This window comes from Alteromonas sp. NFXS44 (genome assembly GCF_040148705.1).
In the GTDB taxonomy this organism is placed as follows: Bacteria; Pseudomonadota; Gammaproteobacteria; order Enterobacterales; family Alteromonadaceae; genus Alteromonas.
The window spans coordinates 630,582-648,242 of sequence record NZ_JAGDEA010000005.1 but is presented as its reverse complement, the minus strand read 5'-3'; the positions used below and the strand labels follow the sequence as shown (position 1 = coordinate 648,242).

The window sequence follows — 17,661 nt, the reverse complement described above, 5'->3', positions numbered from 1 at the left end:
TAATAATTTTCCAGGTTAAAGCGCACAGTTAGCAGACCACTGCTCAAGTACAGACTGATAAGGTTTAATAAAATATTGCTCAACAAACTTGCCCTGCTTAACAGCCAGTTGACTGCGTTCTTCACGGTCATAGACAATTTGTGTCAGTGAATGATCCTGATGGCTGAGCCTTGGCTGAAAACACTGTCCGGCCACCGCATTGGCATTGTAAATTTCCGGCCTGTAGATTTTCTGGAACGTTTCCATGGTGGCAATGGTGCCGATGAGTTCCAGGTTGGTGTAGTCACACAGTAAGTCGCCGGTAGAATAGAACGCCAGCGGAGCCACACTGCCCTGAGGCATGAAATAGCGTACTTCCAGTCCCATTTTTTTAAAGTACTGCTCTGTCAGTGAAGCGGTATCGGGCAGGTATTCCACATCCAGTACGGGGTGCCGATTTTCAGTACGGCGGTACGTCTTGCTGTCTGACACACTTAAACAAATCACCGGAGGCTTACGGAAACGTGACTGATAGGCTTCAGAGCGCAGAAACTGACGGAAAATTTTGCCATGCAGGTCACCAAAGTTATCCGGTACGGAAAAACCTTCCTTATCACGGTTATGTTCCAGAAGCAGGACACTGAAATCATAGTCCCGCACATAAGAAGAAAAGTTATTGCCTGCCAGACCTTCAATCCGCTGGCCGGTTTTGTGATCTACAATGTTGGTCTTCAGCACTTCGATGGTCGGGAAGGTCTCGCCCTGTCCTTCAACGTCAATTTCAACAGACACAATGTCGAGTTCAACGGTGTAGCGGTCGCCGGTACTGTTATCCCAGCTTGCAAGCGCATTAAAACGGTTGTTGATCATTTTAAGGGTATTGCGCAGATTATCGCGGCGCTTTTCCCCTCTCGCCAGGTTGGCAAAATTGGTCGTTATACGGGTACTGTCCGACGGATGATAATTTTCATCGAAACTGAGTGTATTGATGGTAAAAGTAAATTCATTCGTTTTCATATCCGGCGTCTCTTGTGAGAATTAACTGACAGAGAACGTTATACGTGGTTCTTTTTATGAAAAAAAATGGTTTTATTTCATTGATGCATGAACTTAGCTCATACTTAGATTGCTGAAGCTACTCCGTGCCGGTGAGTTGACGGAAAAGCACGCCGGCACGGGTACGGTTTATCACATTGAGTTTACGTAACACCGCCGAAGCATGTTGTTTCACTGTGGATTCGGAAATAGACAATTCCCAGGCAATCTGTTTGTTCAGCAAACCATCTGCCATCATTTTAAGCACAGTAAACTGATGCGGTGTGAGCTGAGCCAGCCGTTCTGCAAATTCTGCCTGAGCGGCGTCTTCATGAGAGGCTAATTCAGCCTCCAGCCCGTCCGGCAACCACTGACCACCATCCAGCACCTGACTGACGGCACCGGCAATTAACGGCAATGGCGTTGATTTGGGAATATAACCGCTGGCTCCCAGATCGATGGCTTTACGAATAAGATCCGGTTTGTCTTCGGCTGACACCATCACCACCAGCACATCGGGAAATGTGGTGCGAAGTTCACTCAACCCTGTGAGTCCGTCGTTGCCGGGCATGTGTATGTCCAGAAACACCAGTTCAATGCTGTCATCCTGAATCAGGGCGTCTCTGGCTTCACTGAATGTTGAGGCTTCAATCACTGATTCACCGGTAATACCGGCCAGCGCCTGACGCATAGCGGCGCGGAATAACGGGTGATCATCAGCTATCAGTACGTTGGCCTGCATGGGTAAATCCGTTTGAGTCATATTCATGAATTACTTTGACGAAGTCTGCCTCCGGGTTCAAGTCATCAAACACAAAAAGGCGGCCCGGGCCGCCTTTCATAGTTTACACATGATCAGAATCAGAAACGGTAGCCTACGGTAAGTTGCGCCGTACGCGGATCGCCGTAATAGCCAATCAGCGTGGTGTCGTTACCCAAACCGGGACCGTAACTGCCATCCTCATTACGGGTGACAAAGTCATAACCGCCAACCAGATATTCTTCGTCAGTCAGGTTTTTCACATGCAGACCCCCGTACCAGTTGCCCTCCATGCTTTCCCAGCTTACGCCAAGGTTGACCATGCCGTACGCGTCCTGCTCAATAAGGTCGCTGGTCTCAAACAGCAGATAGTCATCACGGTAGTAATAGTTTGCGTTGAAAATGAAATCACCCATGCTGGTTTGCAATAAATAGTTTGCACCGAAATTCAGGGTGTTTTCCGGTGTGCTTGCCAGTCCGATTAGCGGCGGCGTAGCATTATTCTCTTTAATTTCAAAATCGATAAACCCGTAGGCCAGATCAAACTTCAGCGCCTCATTCACCACGTAGGTCATCTCCAGCTCAATACCCGAGGCGGCAGTTTCAGCGGCGTTTCTCAGACGCTGAAGCAATGCTGTGGGATCATCGGAATTGCCTTCAATACCAATATACTGACGATCTTTATGGTTGTAGCTGAAAGCCGTGGCATTAACGCGGAACTGACTGGTTACATCACTTTTCACGCCCAGTTCAAACGAGTCCACCACTTCCGGTGATACACCGGGTTCATTGATTGTCGCGCGGGGGTTAAATGTACCGGATTTAAAGCCCTGAGAATAACTGGCGAAGAACATGGTGTCCCTAGTGTACTGATATTCTACCCCGACCCGCGGCGTAAAACGTGACCAGCTTTCTGTTGCCGGCGCATCAAGCACGCCGTCGCCGTCGGAATCGCTGCCCAGCACCTGCGGCATAGTCAGACCATCAGGACGGACATAACCGTCAATCCAGCCGGATTCAGGATACAGATTAAACAATACCGTGCCGTTATTTACCGTTGCCTGTTTTTCTTCGTCGGTATAACGGGCCCCCAGAGACAGAGAGAGTTTATCGGTAATATCGTAATTTAACTGGGTATACGCCGCCCAGCTTTCACTATTATTACAACCGGACACTTCACGGGTGAAACCCGGCGTACCTTCAGGGAAGATGCCAAGCGCCGCGTAGTCCCGCCCCAGCACACCAAGTACCGCATCAAATACACCGCAGGATTCACCGTCATAATAATACAGGCCACTCACCAGGCTGAACGCACTACCGGTATAGTTCGCCTGAATTTCGTGGGTATCGTTAGAATCATCGTAGATGGCCGGTACGTCAAAAATATCCAGCTGAGTATTATCAAAATCGATATTGGTATCAGAAAAGCTCTCACGGTGGGAGCCGATATATTTCAGTTCCAGATTTTCATTCACATTGTATCTGGCGAGCCAGCTGAAGCCTTCCAGTTCAACATAGTTGTCTGTAGGCATGCTGGTGTAAGAGTCGAAAACAGAATCCGGTTGCGGTGCATCGGTACGTAAGCTTGGCAGTAACCGGTAACCCCCTTTGGCATTTGAATCATCTTCGGTTTTATCCCAGCCGAAACGTAAAAACAGGTTATCAGACGGATGAATTTCAAGTGTCAGTCTGGCAGCCCACAGATCTTTGTTGTAGTTTTCTGTATCCTGGCCGTCCAGTGCAGAGATCAGAAACTCACCGTAACCATCGCGGTTCAGGTTTGCATAACCCACACCCAGGTAAACTTTGTCTTCAATCAGCGGCATCTGACCGGTTAATTTCATGTCGCGGCGGCTGTAATTGCCCAGTGTCACCTCAGCGTTAAACTGAGGTTCACCGGTCATTTCTTTCGTGACATATTTCACCGCACCACCAATGGTGTTCTTACCGTACAGTGTGCCCTGCGGCCCCCGCAGCACTTCAATTCGCTGTACATCAAGTAAATCCAGCACCGCGCCCTGTGGCCGTGCCATATACACATCATCAATGTAAATCCCCACACCGGGCTCATAACCCCAAAGCGGATCCTGTTGACCCAGCCCGCGAATAAATGCTGTTAAGGTAGAGTTGGTACCGCGGCTGGTTTGCATAGTGGTATTCGGTGAGAACTGCTGAATTTCCGTCAGCACGCTGATGCCCTTTTCCGTTAATTCAGTTGCACCGATTGAAGTGATAGCAACAGGCGTTTCCTGTAATGACTCTACCGTTTTACGGGCCGTCACCTCAATGCGCTCTAATTTGCCTCTGCTTTCATCGTTGTTTTGCTGCGCAAAAGCAGTCTGACTGCTTAAGCATGCGGCAGTGACCGCCACTGCACTTAGCGTGCGGGTAAAGCGGCTAACGGGTTTCTGTGCGTTTATCATGATGTGTCCCTTTTGTTATCTGTTTCAACTGTTCGGCACTGAAGCTGCGGTCTGAGGTAAACTCTATGTTAATTTTTTGTAGCAGTAAGTAGTACCATCGTACTATGGGCATCTTACTGATTTAACGACACAATCTTTTTCAGTTCCTGAAGCGTCTGCGGTCACAGATTGTTATTAAGGAACCCGATATGATCAGTATGATTGGCCTTACAGGCGGGCTTGCCCTCCTTATTGTGCTTACCATCCGCGGCATGAATTTATTTATTGCCGCTCCGTTGTGCGCCGTCATTGTTGCGCTTACCAGCGGTATTCCTCTTTTTCAGGGCGAAGAGAATTTTGTCACCTTGTACATGGGTGGCTTTTCCGGCTTCATTGCAGCCTGGTTTTTTATGTTTTTGCTGGGGGCTATTTTCGGTAAATTCATGGAAGATACCGGTGCGGCAGACTCCGTGGCCCGCTGGATAGTCGATAAGCTGGGTTTTAAACACGCCGTGCTGGCTGTGGTGATTGCCTGCGCCATTTTAACCTACGGTGGTGTAAGTCTGTTTGTCGTGGCATTCTCGGTTTACCCCATGGCGCTCAGCCTGTTTAAAGACGCCAATCTGCCCCGCCGTTTTATTCCGGCTACACTGGCGTTCGGCTCTGTCACCTTCACCATGACATCAGCAGGTTCACCTGAAATCCAGAACTGGATCCCGATAAAATATCTGGGAACATCTCCCTTTGCAGCATGGGAAGTCAGCTTACTGGTTGCTGTTTTTATGGCCACATTCGGTTACTGGTGGCTGAAGCGCATGATTAACCGCGCCATCGCTAACGGCGAAAAGTTTGAAAGCCGCACCGGCGATCCTGAAATTGAAGCCAGAGAATATCCCAGTCCGCTTACCGGCATACAGCCCCTGTTTGTCGTACTGGCATTATCCTTTTTACTCCACGACAGCATGGCGCAACTGGCATTAATCGTTGCACTGGCAGGCGGCGTACTGACGCTGATGATCATCAATTTCCGCTACTTTCATAATTTATCCGCCGCCATTAACGATGGCACAACCGGTGCTCTGGTCGCCATTGGCAACACCGCCGCCGTGGTGGGTTTCGGTGCCATCGCCAAACACACAGAAGCTTTTCAGCAAACCGTTGAAATTATGACACATATTCCGGGCAATGAACTGATTGGCGCAGCGATTGCGGTCAGTGTCATTGCCGGACTCACTGGCTCGGCGTCCGGCGGCCAGGCCATTGTTTTACCGCTGGTTGCACCGCATTATATTGACCAGGGCGTACAGCCCGAACAATTGCACCGCATCGTGTCTATTTCATCCGGCGCGCTGGATTCATTGCCGCATAATGGTTACGTTGTTACCACCATCCGTGCTATTTGTCGCGAAACCCACAAAGCCGCATACGGTGCCATGGCCGCACTGACCGTGGTAGTGCCGGTTATTGGCTTAGCTATTGCCATTACGCTGTTCAGTCTGTTTTAAGGAAAATGATGACTACATTTATGACTAATTTTCGTAGCATACTGGTAAGGTTAATTGTCTTATGCGCGGTAGCCGTCCAACCGGCCTGTGCCGCCACACCGCCCAACCAGTCAGGTACAGCCATGTTGATGACAGAAAAGCAGGTTTTCACCACTACTCAGTTTGAAACTTACGGCGGAGAAATTATTCCTGAAGTGAAAGTTGGCTGGGAAAGTTACGGCAAACTCAACGACGCCAAAGATAACGTCATACTTATCACGCATTATTTTTCGGGAAACTCTCACGCCGCCGGCCGGTATCACGAAGATGATGCGGAACCCGGATACTGGGATGCCATTATCGGCCCCGGCAAGGCCATAGACACCAATAAGTTCTTTGTGATCAGTGTGGATTCTCTGGTAAACCTGTCCGCTTACGACCCGAATGTGGTGACCACAGGCCCGGCCACCATGAATCCGGAAACCGGTAAGCCTTATGGTTTGTCGTTTCCGATGGTGACCATCCGTGATTTTGTAAACGTACAAAAACGCGTACTGGAAAGCCTTGGCATCTCATCGCTGCATGCCGTTGCCGGTCCGTCTATGGGCTCCATGCAGGCACAGGAATGGGCCGCGACTTACCCGGACTGGGTGCCCCGAATGGTTGCCGTGATCCCTGCGGCTCAGGCTGATGCCTGGACCACCGCCGCGCTGGAACAGTGGGCTTTGCCAGTCCGGCTGGATAAACACTGGAATAACGGTGATTATACCCGTGACAATCCGCCAAAAGACGGTCTGGTCGCAGCACTCATGAGCATTACTCTGCAGGCGCTGCATCCGGATTTTTTCAATCAGCAAGGCAAAGCGCTGGGCTATACACCACAGGAAAAAGGCCCGCTTGAGGATATTCATGCCACCCATTCAATCATTAACTGGCTCAGAAGCCGGGCAGAAGACCGTGCTGATTTAATGGATGCCAACCACCTGCTTTACCTGGTACGCGCTAATCAATTGTTCGTTGCCGGCTACCGGGGATCCTTGCAAGAGGGGTTGAAGAACGTTAAGGCGAAAACGCTGTATTTGCCAGCTGAAACCGATCTTCTGCTGATGCCATACATGGCTGAAGCTCCCCATAGTATTTTGAAATCACAAGGCAAGAATACGCAACTCAGTTATCTGAAAGGCGCATTGGGGCATCTTGAAGGAGTGGCAGACATCAAACAAAAAGCACAACTGCTACGCCGGTTTTTAAACGACGAAACTGAATGATGCACCCGGTTCCTCATTCAAACATTCACGATTCAAAACGGAAACACGATTTATGCACGGATTGAAAAACAACGCCACCGCCGCCCTGCTCTCAGCATTTTTTAGCGCCGGCGCAATGGCACAGGTGCCGGCGCTTAACCTCGATACGGCTCACATCACAGTGTCAGGCTTGTCTTCCGGCGGTTACATGGCCAATCAGTTTCACCTGGCTTACAGTGACTGGATTGACGGAGCGGGTATTCTGGCGGCAGGCCCTTATTACTGCGCAAAAGGTGATATCAGCACAGCGCTGAATCAGTGTGTAGATAAAACCGAACCAGCTATTGATGTGAATGCACTCACCGGAAAGGTAAAAACGCTGGCGCAGGAAGGAAAACTGGCGCCTTTGTCAGCACTGCAAAACGATAAGGTCTGGTTATTTCACGGCACTCGTGACGTAAGGGTAAACAGCGCAGTCAGTGACGCACTGAACGCACAGTATGCGGCTTTGATGCCGGCTGAACAAATTACTTACGTTAACAGTAAACCGGTTGCCCATTTATTCCCTACAAAGAACAACGGCGGACAGTGTATGTCCTCTGACTCACCCTATATCGGCCGCTGTGACTATGATGCAGCAGGTGAAATGCTCAACTTTCTGCTGGACGGTTTACAACCCGCCAGCGACAAGCTGAGTGGTGAGGTGGTGAGTTTCAGTCAGCAGGCACTCGCCGGCGATAATGCGTCTACCATGGCAGAAACCGGCTATGCTTATATTCCTGCCAGTTGCCGTGAAGGTGAACAATGCCGGGTGCATGTCAGTTTTCATGGTTGTAATCAGTACGCAGAAGCAGTAGGCAAAGCTTACGTAGAGCAAACCGGCTTGAATAACTGGGCCGACACTAACAATATGGTGGTGGTGTACCCGCAAACCCGCAAATCGCTTTTCATGCCTTTAAATCCTCAGGGCTGCTGGGACTGGTGGGGTTACACCGGAGAAGATTACGCCACACGCAGCGGAGAGCAGATTAATGCCGTCCGCGATATCGTTCTTGGATTATCATCAAATTAAGGTTCTATCATGGCTTTGAATATTTTTATCACTGGCGGTGCCAGTGGCATCGGGTATGGCATTGCTGAATCACTGGCAAATGACGGGCATCATTTAATCATTGCAGATATTAATCTTGATGCCGCTGAGTCTGCTGCTCAGCAATTAAAAGACGCCGGCTTCAGCGCGCAGGCCGTTGAAGTTAACGTATGCGATGCTGAGCAGGTCGCAGCACTTCCCGGCAAACTGGGAGACGTGAAGGTAGATGTGCTTATCAACAACGCCGGCATCCAGCATGTGTCTAAAATTGAGGATTTTCCGGCCGAAAAATGGCAACAGCTTATCAACATTATGCTGGTTGGCCCTGCCCTGCTTACCCAGGCATTTTTACCCGGTATGCGTGCTGATGATTTTGGCCGCATTATTAATGTGGGCTCAATACACTCGCTGGTTGCCTCTCCTTTTAAATCGGCTTACGTCGCAGCAAAGCACGGCTTGCTTGGCTTTGCCAAAACCATTGCGCTTGAAACCGGCGACTGCAACGTCACCATCAATACCATTTGTCCTTCTTATGTAAAAACCCCGCTGGTAGACAAGCAGATTGCTGCCCAGGCTAAGGAAAACGGGATCAGCGAAGAAGAAGTGGTAAATGAAATTATGCTCAAGCCCATGCCTAAGAAAGCGTTTATTTCAATGGACGAACTGGGCGCGACGGCGAAATTTCTCATCAGCGACGGCGCCCGCAATATCACCGGTCAGACCATGGTACTTGATGGCGGCTGGGTGGCGCGCTAACCCTTTCTTTTTTATCAAACTCTGTGCTAATGTCCAAAAAAATGTAGCAGCATGCGGGCATTAGCCAGATTATGACTTATCAAACCGTTGGCCTGATTGGTAAACCTGACCATACCGGCACTCAGGACAGTCTCAAACAAATAGCGACCTGGCTCGATAAGCGTGGTTGCCGCGTACTCATCGAAGAATCCATCATTGATGAGATGGATAATGACAAATACCCTGCCGCCAACTTAGTCACTATCGGAAAAGAAGCCGATCTTGCCGTGGTTATAGGTGGCGACGGCAGTATGCTGGGCGCAGCGCGTGTACTCTCCCGTTTTGACATTCATGTTGTCGGCGTAAACCGTGGAAACCTGGGTTTTTTAACCGATATCCACCCGGACCAGATTGAAGAGCAACTGGATATTATTTTTTCCGGTGAAACCGTGGTTGAAGAGCGCTTCCTGCTGGAAGTGTGTGTGTATCGCCACGAAAAACTGAAAAGCAATAATGCCGCGATGAACGAAGTGGTATTGCACCACGGCAAAGTGGCTCACATGATGGAGTTTGAGATTTATATCGACGGCCAGTTTGTGTTCAGTCAGCGCTCTGACGGACTGATTGTTGCCACACCAACCGGCTCCACGGCCTACTCTTTATCTGCCGGCGGCCCGATTATTGTGCCCCACCTGGATGCATTAACCCTGGTGCCCATGTTCCCCCACACCCTCAGCAGCCGTCCGATTGTGGTGGACTCAAAAAGCACAATTTCAATGCGGGTGTCAAAAGTAAACAGCGACAGCCTGCAGGTGAGCTGTGACAGTCACATCGTATTGCCAGTTCTGCCCGGGGATGAGATCCGCGTGCATAAAAGTCAGGATACCCTGCGCCTTGTGCACCCTAAGGGCTACAGTTATTTCAATGTACTGCGGAATAAACTGAGCTGGGGCAGCAAGCTTTACTGATCCTCCCGGGCATTATGCCCGGTTAAAACTCATACCCCAGCATTTGGATATCCCGGGCGAAATGTTTAGCCACCTTTTCCGCCAGGTCATCATCGTAATAAGCGCGGTAGCGTTTTCTGTCATCCGCTTTACGCTTGTGGGGCAGCGTGATTTTTTTCAGGCCAATATGCTCACAGATGTTATCGAAATCCCCTTGCAGGTTTTCGTACTTGCCGACTTTATTCACCAGCACATTGCCGTGCAAATCCACCAGATAGTCAGACTGTAATTGCAGCGAAGTATCGATGTGATACTGATAAGGCCGCGCCGGATCAAACTTGAAACGCATGAAATCTTTAAAGTTGTCATGCCCTTCCAGAACCTGAGGGCGTTCCCGCTTGATGTGATAAAAGGAGCTGACCTGCAAATCCCAGGGATTGCGCACAAAAGCAAATTTATACAGATTACTAAAATAATCCGCCGGCAACATTTCACTGGCTGCCACAATGCGGCTGTGGCGGGGAAAACGGCATCCCAGTTTATGCCCGGTGAACTGACTCAGCTTGTTCACTACAAACTGGGGCAGACCGTATTTAACATCCCAACGGTGAGAGGATAAGGCTTTTCTTACACTGGTACCGCCGGTTTTGGCGATATGAACAAACAAAAACTGATGCTTATGGGATAACAACAAAACAGCGTCCTTACTCTTTTTCTTATTACGGCTCAGAATACGGTTGTCAGATGACAGAAAAAAGCCACTTTATGCATATTCACTGCAAATTACACGAAAATTGTAATAGGGGCTAACGGGCCAGCAAAGAGGTAAACACCTGAAAAGCAGGCGTGTCAGGATGTAACCAGTCGAAATGTCCGGCGCGTTCCACTACAACAAAAGTGGCCTCAGGTAAGGGATTCTGTTCAATGGTCACCGTAATATCCTGCTCACCGGCAAGGATCCAAAGCGGTGTACCGTAACTGTAACTGACAGGATTTGCCACAGCCCAGGCCTGCGGAGCGTCCTCCCGGCGGCTTCCCATGAATGAATTAACAGCTTGCTGACAACTGTTTGCGCCCTGTGAGTAAGCCACGATGTCTGTAATGGGCGCAAGCCCTGTGATACGCGCCACAGGTAATGTGATTTGCTGACTGGCCAGCAATGCAAGGTGACCGCCTGAAGAGTGTCCGGCCAGCGTAACGCTGGTTTCGTCAAACCGGAACTTGTTCTGCTGATAAATATAGTTGATGCTTTGCACGACATCTTCCAGCGTACCCGGCCAGCCGCCGCCCTCATCCCCGCTGCGACGAAAACCCGGCACCCACACAGCAAAACCGTCTTCCTGAAGCGCCGAGGCAAGAGGATAGAGTTGTTCCGGTCCGTACTGATTTGACCAGCAGCCGCCGTGGATCACAACCACCAGCGGCGGTGATACCACGTCTGCGGGCATCCACAAATAGCCTGTTTGCAATGGCTCTTGACCATAAGCCATGTTTGCATCAGGAGATGTGGCATTCAGAGCCAGGACCTGACGGTAACTGACATTTTCTGTCACTGTTATGACAGGTTCACTGACAACCGGCGCAGAGCGGCTGGTGCTGTCTCCCGAACCACCACACCCTGTCAGTAATAAAACACACACCGCCACAATGCCTGTCATTTTCATACTGCTAACCACCTGTCAGACTCTGTTTACTACATTTATCACAGTATAGTTGATCGCCACCAGCATTCTACAGGGTTCAAACAGACTGTGAGACCGGCACGGGATTTGATACCATTCCCGCGATTTTACCCCAGCCGGATAAGACCATGGCCAGACCTGAACCCGTTGTAGAAATGCTGACTTTTGGTATCCATTCAAAATGGGATGCTGAAGACAAAGCGTTGCCTAAGATAAAGACGTTTACCCTTGATATCCCCCTTGAACTGGATATTGAATTCGGCTTCATTGTGAATATTAAGCGGGCGAAAAATCAGAAGGTCCGGTATTGTATTTATCACCCCGACATACCGGGTAAAGACGGAGAGCCCATGGCACCCTTCGACGGTGAGGAATATGTACGCTCAAACGACTGGGACTTTTATTTAGGGGATACGCTCTGGGAGCCCCTTGACGATAAAGCCGGTGACTGGCGCATGACACTGGAATTAAACGGCAGCATTATTGCCGATAAAACCTTCACTGTAGAACATGAACTCCCATACGAAGGCGCTCAATTCTGGCAACGCCGCAAACCTAAACTGAAGCGCTGGTAACCGGCCCGTTGATATCTGCAACAGCCGGTCTGAACATACCCGAGAATGTTGATATTTGAACATCCCGGGCAGAAATAAAAACGCAGGCAGGGCATATTGGTACACTCCGGCAAGTATATTGTTATGTTTTAATGAGTTTCTGCCATGTTTCAATCCCCATTCTCAGCTTCCCTCTTTGCATTCCGCCAGACGGCTTTTCGTTATGTAGATCTACGTATTCTGTTTGCGTTACTTGTCCTCACTTATCCGTTCAGTGCATTTTCAGAAGAACCCGCTAAGCCCTCTGCGCCGTTTACCGTCAATACGACTCTATTTACGAAGCACGGCAACACTTTCCCTGCTCTTAAATCGCCGGATAACGTACAGCACTTTACCGTATTTGAAGGTGTTCAAACTCAGGCGGGCTACAACCACGGCGCTGTGCTCGCCGGCTTTAAAGGACAAATTTTCTGCCAGTGGCAAACGTCGGGAAAAGATGAAGACGGACCCGGTACCCATGTCATTTACAGTTTCAGTGAGGACGGAGAACACTGGACTAAGGTCCGCGTATTAGCACCGGCCCGAAAGCACGCCATTGTTACCAGCGGCGGTTGGTGGACGCAGGGTGATACTTTAATTGCGTTTATTAATGTATGGCCTGACGATACACCACAAAAGCAGGGGCATACTGAATATGCCACAAGTTCAGATGGCATGAACTGGAGTGCATTTAAACCGGTTACCGGTGCCGGCGGACGCCCGGTACAAGGTATTATTGAGCAGGATTTGAAAGCCTTGCCGTCAGGCCGCATTCTTACGGCTTTTCACATGCAACCGGGTTTGCATGCGACACCTTATTACACTGAAGACCCCTCAGCCACGTCAGGATGGACAGCGGGCAATTTCACTAATTTATCCCACAAAGACACCATCAGCCGGGAGCTCGAACCGTCATCTTTTGTTGATGCAGACAACAACATTGTTATGACGTTTCGCGATCAGGCCGGCAGCTTTCGGGTGCTGGCATCGGTGAGTAAAGATAACGGTGACACCTGGTCTTTGCCTGCGGTTACCGGTATGCCTGACTCACGGGCAAAACAGAGCGCCGGTAATTTACCCGATGGCACCGCCTATCTGGTTAATAATCCCTCCGGCACAAAAGACCGGCTGCCGCTGGTTGTCACGCTCAGCCGTGACGGCAAACACTTTAATCATGCCCTGCTCGCCAGAGATGAATCTACGTTGCCGCCGATGAAATTCGCCGGAGAATATAAACGCACCGGTTACAGCTATCCGAAGAGTATTGTCTGGCGTGATGCACTCTGGATCAGCTATGCCGTCAACAAAGAAGATATAGCCGTCACCAGAATACCGGTGAGTAGTTTGCGCGTTCAGGATAGCCTCGAAACAAACCCTGATCAATGCTATGCTACCGGTGGCAATTTTATGTGTACCGATACAGCAAGTACAGAACCGAATCGTTTTAACAGGTGAAATGAGTGACTCAGCAAGCAAATAAACAAACTAACGTCTGGTTAAGTCAGCACGAAGCGACCGTCAGCAACTACAAAGACTATGGTGTTTCCCCCGTTGTTCTGCCATCAGAAGCGGAAGTGGGCGAAGCCATGCTGGAAGAATTACTGAAAACTGCAGAAGGCAAAGACGGCGATATTAACATTGCCCTGCTTGGCGGGCGTGGCGCTCAGGCATTTCACCGTTTGCTGGGAGAAAAAGCAAAAAACGGCGAACTGGATGATGTACTTGCACGGCTGAACGTATTCACGCAGGATGCACTGGCCCCCATGAGCATGCAAAACAGCCTGAGTTTTGTGCGGGATTTCGAGCGTATACTTGGCGATGCATTCTTTGCCAAAATCAAAAGCTTCACCCCCATGCAAACGGATCTTGAAGATGTACAGGCAGGCCTGGAAGATTACTTACAAAAGCTTGAACGCCTTGGTGGTCTGGACATTTTCTTTATCGGTCACGGTCCGGAAGACAATGCGGCGTCTCATTTGGCTTATATCAAACCTTTCTCCGGCGCAAAAGCCTCACACATGGCAGGCCTCATTCCCATTTCTGCCAGTATTCTTGAACACCACATCAGCAAATTTAAAGCCGGTGGCAGCGCAATCAGTCAGCAGGACGAAGCAGAGTGCCGCGCAGCAGGGATGATTTTAACCCTGGGGCCGGCCGCTATTCTGGGCGCGAAAAAACTGGTTCAGTCAGTGGTGGATGCCAGCACCGCACCGGCCAAAAAGGTAACCTACGCAAAGGTGCTGAACACCTCCATCAGCGAAGACGAAACCACCGCACAGGCCCAGCTTAATGAGAACCCCGGTTTATGGTTCCGCCTGCACCCGAATAAAGTGTCTTTCGTGTTGCCGGATGTCACAGACGGGAAATAACTGTGTTATCGATACGAATGTCCTGTACTGTGTATTGATTATTCTCAGAAAGGCATTCCTATGTGCGGATTCATTCAGCGGGTGACAGATTGCCCCGCCGTCATTGACTTGCTTGAAGACGTTGGCTTAACCACCACACTGCCCTTGTTTAAGGAAGAAAGCGGCGGGGTACTGAATTTCTATCCCGCCTTTGGCAAAAATCCGGCCCGTAAAATCACCAATCTGATAACAGCGCCTGACAACGTCATTGATGCGACCTGGTGGTTTGATGCCAGACCAGAGGGCGACGGGCTGGTTATTGGTGACCGTACTACTTTCAATGCGCGCAACCTCGACAGTCCTTTCTGGAAACAGGCGGTGCGCTATCAAAGAGGTATAGTTGTTGCCACCGCAGTTGGCGAATCTAATCCTCGGGGAAAAGGGAAAGTGCATTACCTGATGGAAGCGCGGGGCGCCATGTTAATCGGTGCAGTGTACAGGCAGTTCGACAACGGCACGGCTGCCTGTGCGGTGATCACCAGACCACCCCATCGCCGTTTCAGCCGGTTTCACGAAAAATCTATTCCGTGCTTTTTGCCCCACAACCGCAACGCTGTGAACGCCTGGTTAAATGGCGGACCGGACGATCCCGTAGTCAGTGCCATTCTGGACGAACCCAAACTATACACCGGCCTCACCGTCAGTGAGGTGAAAACCTTTAAAGGCGGAGAGAAAACCGGTGACTCCTGCTTTCTGGCACCGTCCGGTGAGGATAACGTATGAACCGGCACTGTCCGGCTTATTCAGCAAATGCTTTTTTGTCTGTGTCAGATAAGTCTGACCATTTCACTCTGTTGTCCCAGCTTTCTTCGTAATGCTCTTCCGGAAAATCATCCGGCGATCTGCCTGCTTTAAAATCTCCGGCGCAACGCTGTGCATATAAACGGTTTTTCTCACAACCCGGCGCAGCAGGAATATACATTACGTTCCCCCACCCCTGCTGGTTTTCAACCGGTTCTACGCCATGGATCACATCGCAATGCCACCACACCGAATCACCCGGCGACATATCGGGGATGGTTGCCTTCGCCCGCAACAGCAAGCTGTGCCATTTCTCATCCACCGGCAACACTTTACGGGGCGACACACCACATAAACTGTCTTCCGGCACATCATCCAGCAACGGCCGTATAAGCAAATACGCCATCGCCGCCGGCACGGGAATGGTAAACAACACGCCCTGGTCCCGTTTAATGTCACTTAATGCCGTCCAGCCCTGAAAGGTTCTGAACGCCGAACATTTCGTTGTTCCGCCTTCGTATTCATTCACAAGCGGTCGCCAGGCAGCATCCCAGGGGTCGTACTTATCAAAGTTGCCGTCCAGAATATGACGGAACACTTTCTGATATGCCGGTAATAACCACCTTTCCAGCGCACCGGAATCAGTGTGTGGCCCGAGACCGCCGGATGTCACGCCGGGCGGGCGGCGTCTCACACGATCGGGGTAAATATAATTACATGCAGGATCAAACCATTTCCTGCCTTCCGATTCCGTTTTCCAGAATGAATTTAAGAATACCTGTACATCCTGCATGCGACTGCTGAGGCGCGCTTCTATCTGAGGTTTAGACCAGTAGATAGGAAATATTTCAGGACGGGACGCCGACAAGGTCCCGAAAAAGTCATCTCCCGGCCCCCGATACTGATTATCAAAATCGTTGGATTCCACATAATCCACCAGCTCTTTGTCCCACTTAACGGCCTGTTCACGGTGAAAGTGCCTCCGAACCACCAGACATCCCCGTTGTTTTACCCGTGCCATCACATCCGCAGAGATCGTACCGGCGGCAATATCTTCATAGTTTGCTTCAGGCCAGCCTGTGTTGCCGTTTTGCATATCCTGTTCAATAGCCTGAATGTCGCTTTCCAGACCCGCGACAATATTTTCCAGCAAAGCAGGCACATCGCCAATGCGCGCCCGCCATAGTTGTTTAGTGTCTTTAATGGCTTTTTCAATATCGTCGGGCAGATACGATTTAGACGTCGGTTTGCTCACAGTACTTCCCTCGCATTTTATGGATTATTAACCTCACAATTAAATAAGTAAGGTTTCCTAACTTGTTAAATTATACTAGTCTGGGCACCGCATTGAGTAAAGACATTTTTTCATTTTGTTAACAAAGCAGATTTAAGAGAAAGGAAGCAGCACACGATGTCAGCCAAGCCTGATCACCGGCCCGGCAGCCTGGCCATGCGCACAGACCAGCAGTTCTTTCAGTGTCTGGAGGTATCGCAGCGTTTATCCCGTGCAGCCATAGCCAAAATGACCGGGATCTCCAAACCTACGGTGTCAGAATCTGCACAAAGGCTGACTGAAAAAGGCATGATTAAAACCGCATCTGAAATGGATAACGTGTCTTCAAAGCGTCCGTCGGTCATTTATGAAATAAACCCGGATTTCGGGGCCCTGCTCTCCCTCGCACTGGAAGAAAATGCTACCTGGATACGCATCACGGATTTTACCGGAGATACACTTTCTGAAGAGTATGTGACTTATCCCAAAGGGCGTTTGCAGGCAGATTTCCTGCAGGATATGTTCACTCTCACAGACAAAACCCTGGCGGCAACAAATACGCCGCTTCTCGCTACCGGCGTGTCTGTGGCCGATCCTGTCAGTCCGGTTAACGGTAATGTGCTGGCCTTGCCTCACTCTCCTTTTCCGCTGGCGCACGGCCTTCAGTTTGCACAGCTGCTTGGCGATCGGTACCAGTGCCCCGTGACCGTCGATAACGATGTAAACTGGGCCACACTCATCGAATATGTGAATTCCGGATGTGAGAATTTTGCTTATATCCATCTTGGCAGAGGCATAGGCTGCGGCCTCATGCTCAACGGTAATATTGTGCGTGGTGCTGACGGTATGGCCGGTGAAATTGGTTATGTCAGGCTGGGCACTGCGCCACCGTTGCTTGAATCTCTGTATACCGAGCACTTTTATGAAATGGCGCTGACACCCGGCAACGCACTGCCCGCTGACGTGCTGAATGCCACCGGTAAGGTAGTGGCCGCTACCTGCGTACTGACCAACCCGGAAAAGGTGGTACTCGGCGGTCAGCTTTGTCACCATCCGGCACTGCAAGCCTGTATTGAAGATGCACTGGCCAGTAATATTGCCGGTACAGCTATTTCTGTTACCGCAGAGCCGGAAAAAGCACCGTTATACGGCGCATCTGCCGGTGCCAGGGAACTTGCACTGGAGAAACTGACTTTACGGGATCCCACCGCCCCTGTACTGCGCGGTTACAGCCGGAACGTTTAATTTCATCTCACCTTGCACATGACACACTATTTTCACCATG

16 protein-coding genes are annotated in these 17,661 nt (G+C 50.2%); 10 read left to right on the top strand and 6 right to left on the bottom strand.

Annotated elements, in window-relative coordinates:
- Positions 1–15: 15 nt before the first annotated feature.
- From J3369_RS08180 to J3369_RS08170, 3 genes are all read right to left on the bottom strand, one after another.
- Positions 16–996: a DUF1852 domain-containing protein gene (locus tag J3369_RS08180; RefSeq protein ID WP_349585665.1), complete on the bottom strand. Its 981-nt coding sequence runs from the start codon at positions 994–996 to the stop codon at positions 16–18.
- A gap of 118 nt (positions 997–1,114) precedes the next feature.
- Entirely contained in the window at positions 1,115–1,756 is a 642-nt protein-coding gene (locus J3369_RS08175) for a response regulator (RefSeq protein WP_349586217.1), read from the bottom strand.
- A 119-nt stretch (positions 1,757–1,875) separates the two neighbouring features.
- Complete coding sequence (locus J3369_RS08170; RefSeq protein WP_349585663.1) at positions 1,876–4,197, bottom strand: TonB-dependent receptor; 2,322 nt, start codon at positions 4,195–4,197, stop codon at positions 1,876–1,878.
- Between the two features lie 188 nt (positions 4,198–4,385).
- Here J3369_RS08170 and J3369_RS08165 point away from each other — a divergent pair, with 188 nt between their 5' ends.
- From J3369_RS08165 to nadK, 5 genes are all read left to right on the top strand, one after another.
- Complete coding sequence (locus tag J3369_RS08165; protein ID WP_349585661.1) at positions 4,386–5,681, top strand: GntP family permease; 1,296 nt, start codon at positions 4,386–4,388, stop codon at positions 5,679–5,681.
- Positions 5,682–5,701: 20 nt separating this feature from the next.
- Positions 5,702–6,928, top strand: coding sequence for an E22 family MetX-like putative esterase (locus J3369_RS08160; RefSeq protein ID WP_349585659.1), 1,227 nt, complete (start codon positions 5,702–5,704; stop codon positions 6,926–6,928).
- Positions 6,929–6,980: 52 nt separating this feature from the next.
- Positions 6,981–7,979, top strand: a complete 999-nt coding sequence (locus J3369_RS08155; protein WP_349585657.1) for an extracellular catalytic domain type 2 short-chain-length polyhydroxyalkanoate depolymerase — start codon at positions 6,981–6,983, stop codon at positions 7,977–7,979.
- Between the two features lie 9 nt (positions 7,980–7,988).
- Complete coding sequence (locus tag J3369_RS08150; RefSeq protein ID WP_349585655.1) at positions 7,989–8,753, top strand: 3-hydroxybutyrate dehydrogenase; 765 nt, start codon at positions 7,989–7,991, stop codon at positions 8,751–8,753.
- Positions 8,754–8,824: 71 nt separating this feature from the next.
- Entirely contained in the window at positions 8,825–9,700 is an 876-nt protein-coding gene (gene nadK, locus J3369_RS08145; RefSeq protein WP_119500923.1) for an NAD(+) kinase, read from the top strand.
- Between the two features lie 22 nt (positions 9,701–9,722).
- Here the strand turns inward: nadK and J3369_RS08140 are convergent, their stop codons facing one another.
- Positions 9,723–10,373, bottom strand: coding sequence for a sulfotransferase family 2 domain-containing protein (locus J3369_RS08140; protein WP_349585653.1), 651 nt, complete (start codon positions 10,371–10,373; stop codon positions 9,723–9,725).
- A 112-nt stretch (positions 10,374–10,485) separates the two neighbouring features.
- The gene (locus tag J3369_RS08135; protein WP_349585651.1) at positions 10,486–11,343 is read right to left on the bottom strand and encodes an alpha/beta fold hydrolase; all 858 of its coding nucleotides are present in this window, start codon (positions 11,341–11,343) and stop codon (positions 10,486–10,488) included.
- A gap of 146 nt (positions 11,344–11,489) precedes the next feature.
- On the opposite strand from J3369_RS08135, the gene J3369_RS08130 reads away from it, so the two are divergent.
- The 4 genes from J3369_RS08130 to J3369_RS08115 all read left to right on the top strand — a co-directional run bounded on the left by J3369_RS08130 (position 11,490) and on the right by J3369_RS08115 (position 15,085).
- Positions 11,490–11,936: a DUF3859 domain-containing protein gene (locus tag J3369_RS08130; RefSeq protein ID WP_349585649.1), complete on the top strand. Its 447-nt coding sequence runs from the start codon at positions 11,490–11,492 to the stop codon at positions 11,934–11,936.
- 144 nt (positions 11,937–12,080) lie between these two features.
- Positions 12,081–13,409, top strand: coding sequence for a sialidase family protein (locus tag J3369_RS08125; protein ID WP_349585647.1), 1,329 nt, complete (start codon positions 12,081–12,083; stop codon positions 13,407–13,409).
- A 5-nt stretch (positions 13,410–13,414) separates the two neighbouring features.
- The gene (locus J3369_RS08120) at positions 13,415–14,323 is read left to right on the top strand and encodes a hypothetical protein (RefSeq protein ID WP_349585645.1); all 909 of its coding nucleotides are present in this window, start codon (positions 13,415–13,417) and stop codon (positions 14,321–14,323) included.
- 60 nt (positions 14,324–14,383) lie between these two features.
- A complete protein-coding gene (locus J3369_RS08115; protein WP_349585643.1) occupies positions 14,384–15,085 on the top strand; it encodes an SOS response-associated peptidase family protein in 702 nt (233 codons plus the stop codon).
- A 16-nt stretch (positions 15,086–15,101) separates the two neighbouring features.
- Here J3369_RS08115 and J3369_RS08110 read toward each other — a convergent pair whose 3' ends face one another.
- Positions 15,102–16,358, bottom strand: coding sequence for a YbiU family protein (locus J3369_RS08110; protein ID WP_349585641.1), 1,257 nt, complete (start codon positions 16,356–16,358; stop codon positions 15,102–15,104).
- Between the two features lie 156 nt (positions 16,359–16,514).
- Here J3369_RS08110 and J3369_RS08105 point away from each other — a divergent pair, with 156 nt between their 5' ends.
- On the top strand, positions 16,515–17,621 hold the full coding sequence (locus J3369_RS08105) for an ROK family transcriptional regulator (RefSeq protein WP_349585639.1): 1,107 nt from the start codon (positions 16,515–16,517) through the stop codon (positions 17,619–17,621).
- The last annotated feature ends 40 nt before the right edge of the window (positions 17,622–17,661 follow it).

Coding starts and splice junctions, on each gene's coding strand:
- J3369_RS08165 (WP_349585661.1), top strand. CDS start 4,386: ATGATCAGTATGATTGGCCTTACAGGCGGGCTTGCCCTCCTTATTGTG.
- J3369_RS08175 (WP_349586217.1), bottom strand. CDS start 1,756: ATGCAGGCCAACGTACTGATAGCTGATGATCACCCGTTATTCCGCGCC.
- J3369_RS08150 (WP_349585655.1), top strand. CDS start 7,989: ATGGCTTTGAATATTTTTATCACTGGCGGTGCCAGTGGCATCGGGTAT.
- J3369_RS08115 (WP_349585643.1), top strand. CDS start 14,384: ATGTGCGGATTCATTCAGCGGGTGACAGATTGCCCCGCCGTCATTGAC.
- J3369_RS08155 (WP_349585657.1), top strand. CDS start 6,981: ATGCACGGATTGAAAAACAACGCCACCGCCGCCCTGCTCTCAGCATTT.
- J3369_RS08160 (WP_349585659.1), top strand. CDS start 5,702: ATGACTAATTTTCGTAGCATACTGGTAAGGTTAATTGTCTTATGCGCG.
- J3369_RS08105 (WP_349585639.1), top strand. CDS start 16,515: ATGTCAGCCAAGCCTGATCACCGGCCCGGCAGCCTGGCCATGCGCACA.
- J3369_RS08130 (WP_349585649.1), top strand. CDS start 11,490: ATGGCCAGACCTGAACCCGTTGTAGAAATGCTGACTTTTGGTATCCAT.
- nadK (WP_119500923.1), top strand. CDS start 8,825: ATGACTTATCAAACCGTTGGCCTGATTGGTAAACCTGACCATACCGGC.
- J3369_RS08135 (WP_349585651.1), bottom strand. CDS start 11,343: ATGAAAATGACAGGCATTGTGGCGGTGTGTGTTTTATTACTGACAGGG.
- J3369_RS08180 (WP_349585665.1), bottom strand. CDS start 996: ATGAAAACGAATGAATTTACTTTTACCATCAATACACTCAGTTTCGAT.
- J3369_RS08125 (WP_349585647.1), top strand. CDS start 12,081: ATGTTTCAATCCCCATTCTCAGCTTCCCTCTTTGCATTCCGCCAGACG.
- J3369_RS08170 (WP_349585663.1), bottom strand. CDS start 4,197: ATGATAAACGCACAGAAACCCGTTAGCCGCTTTACCCGCACGCTAAGT.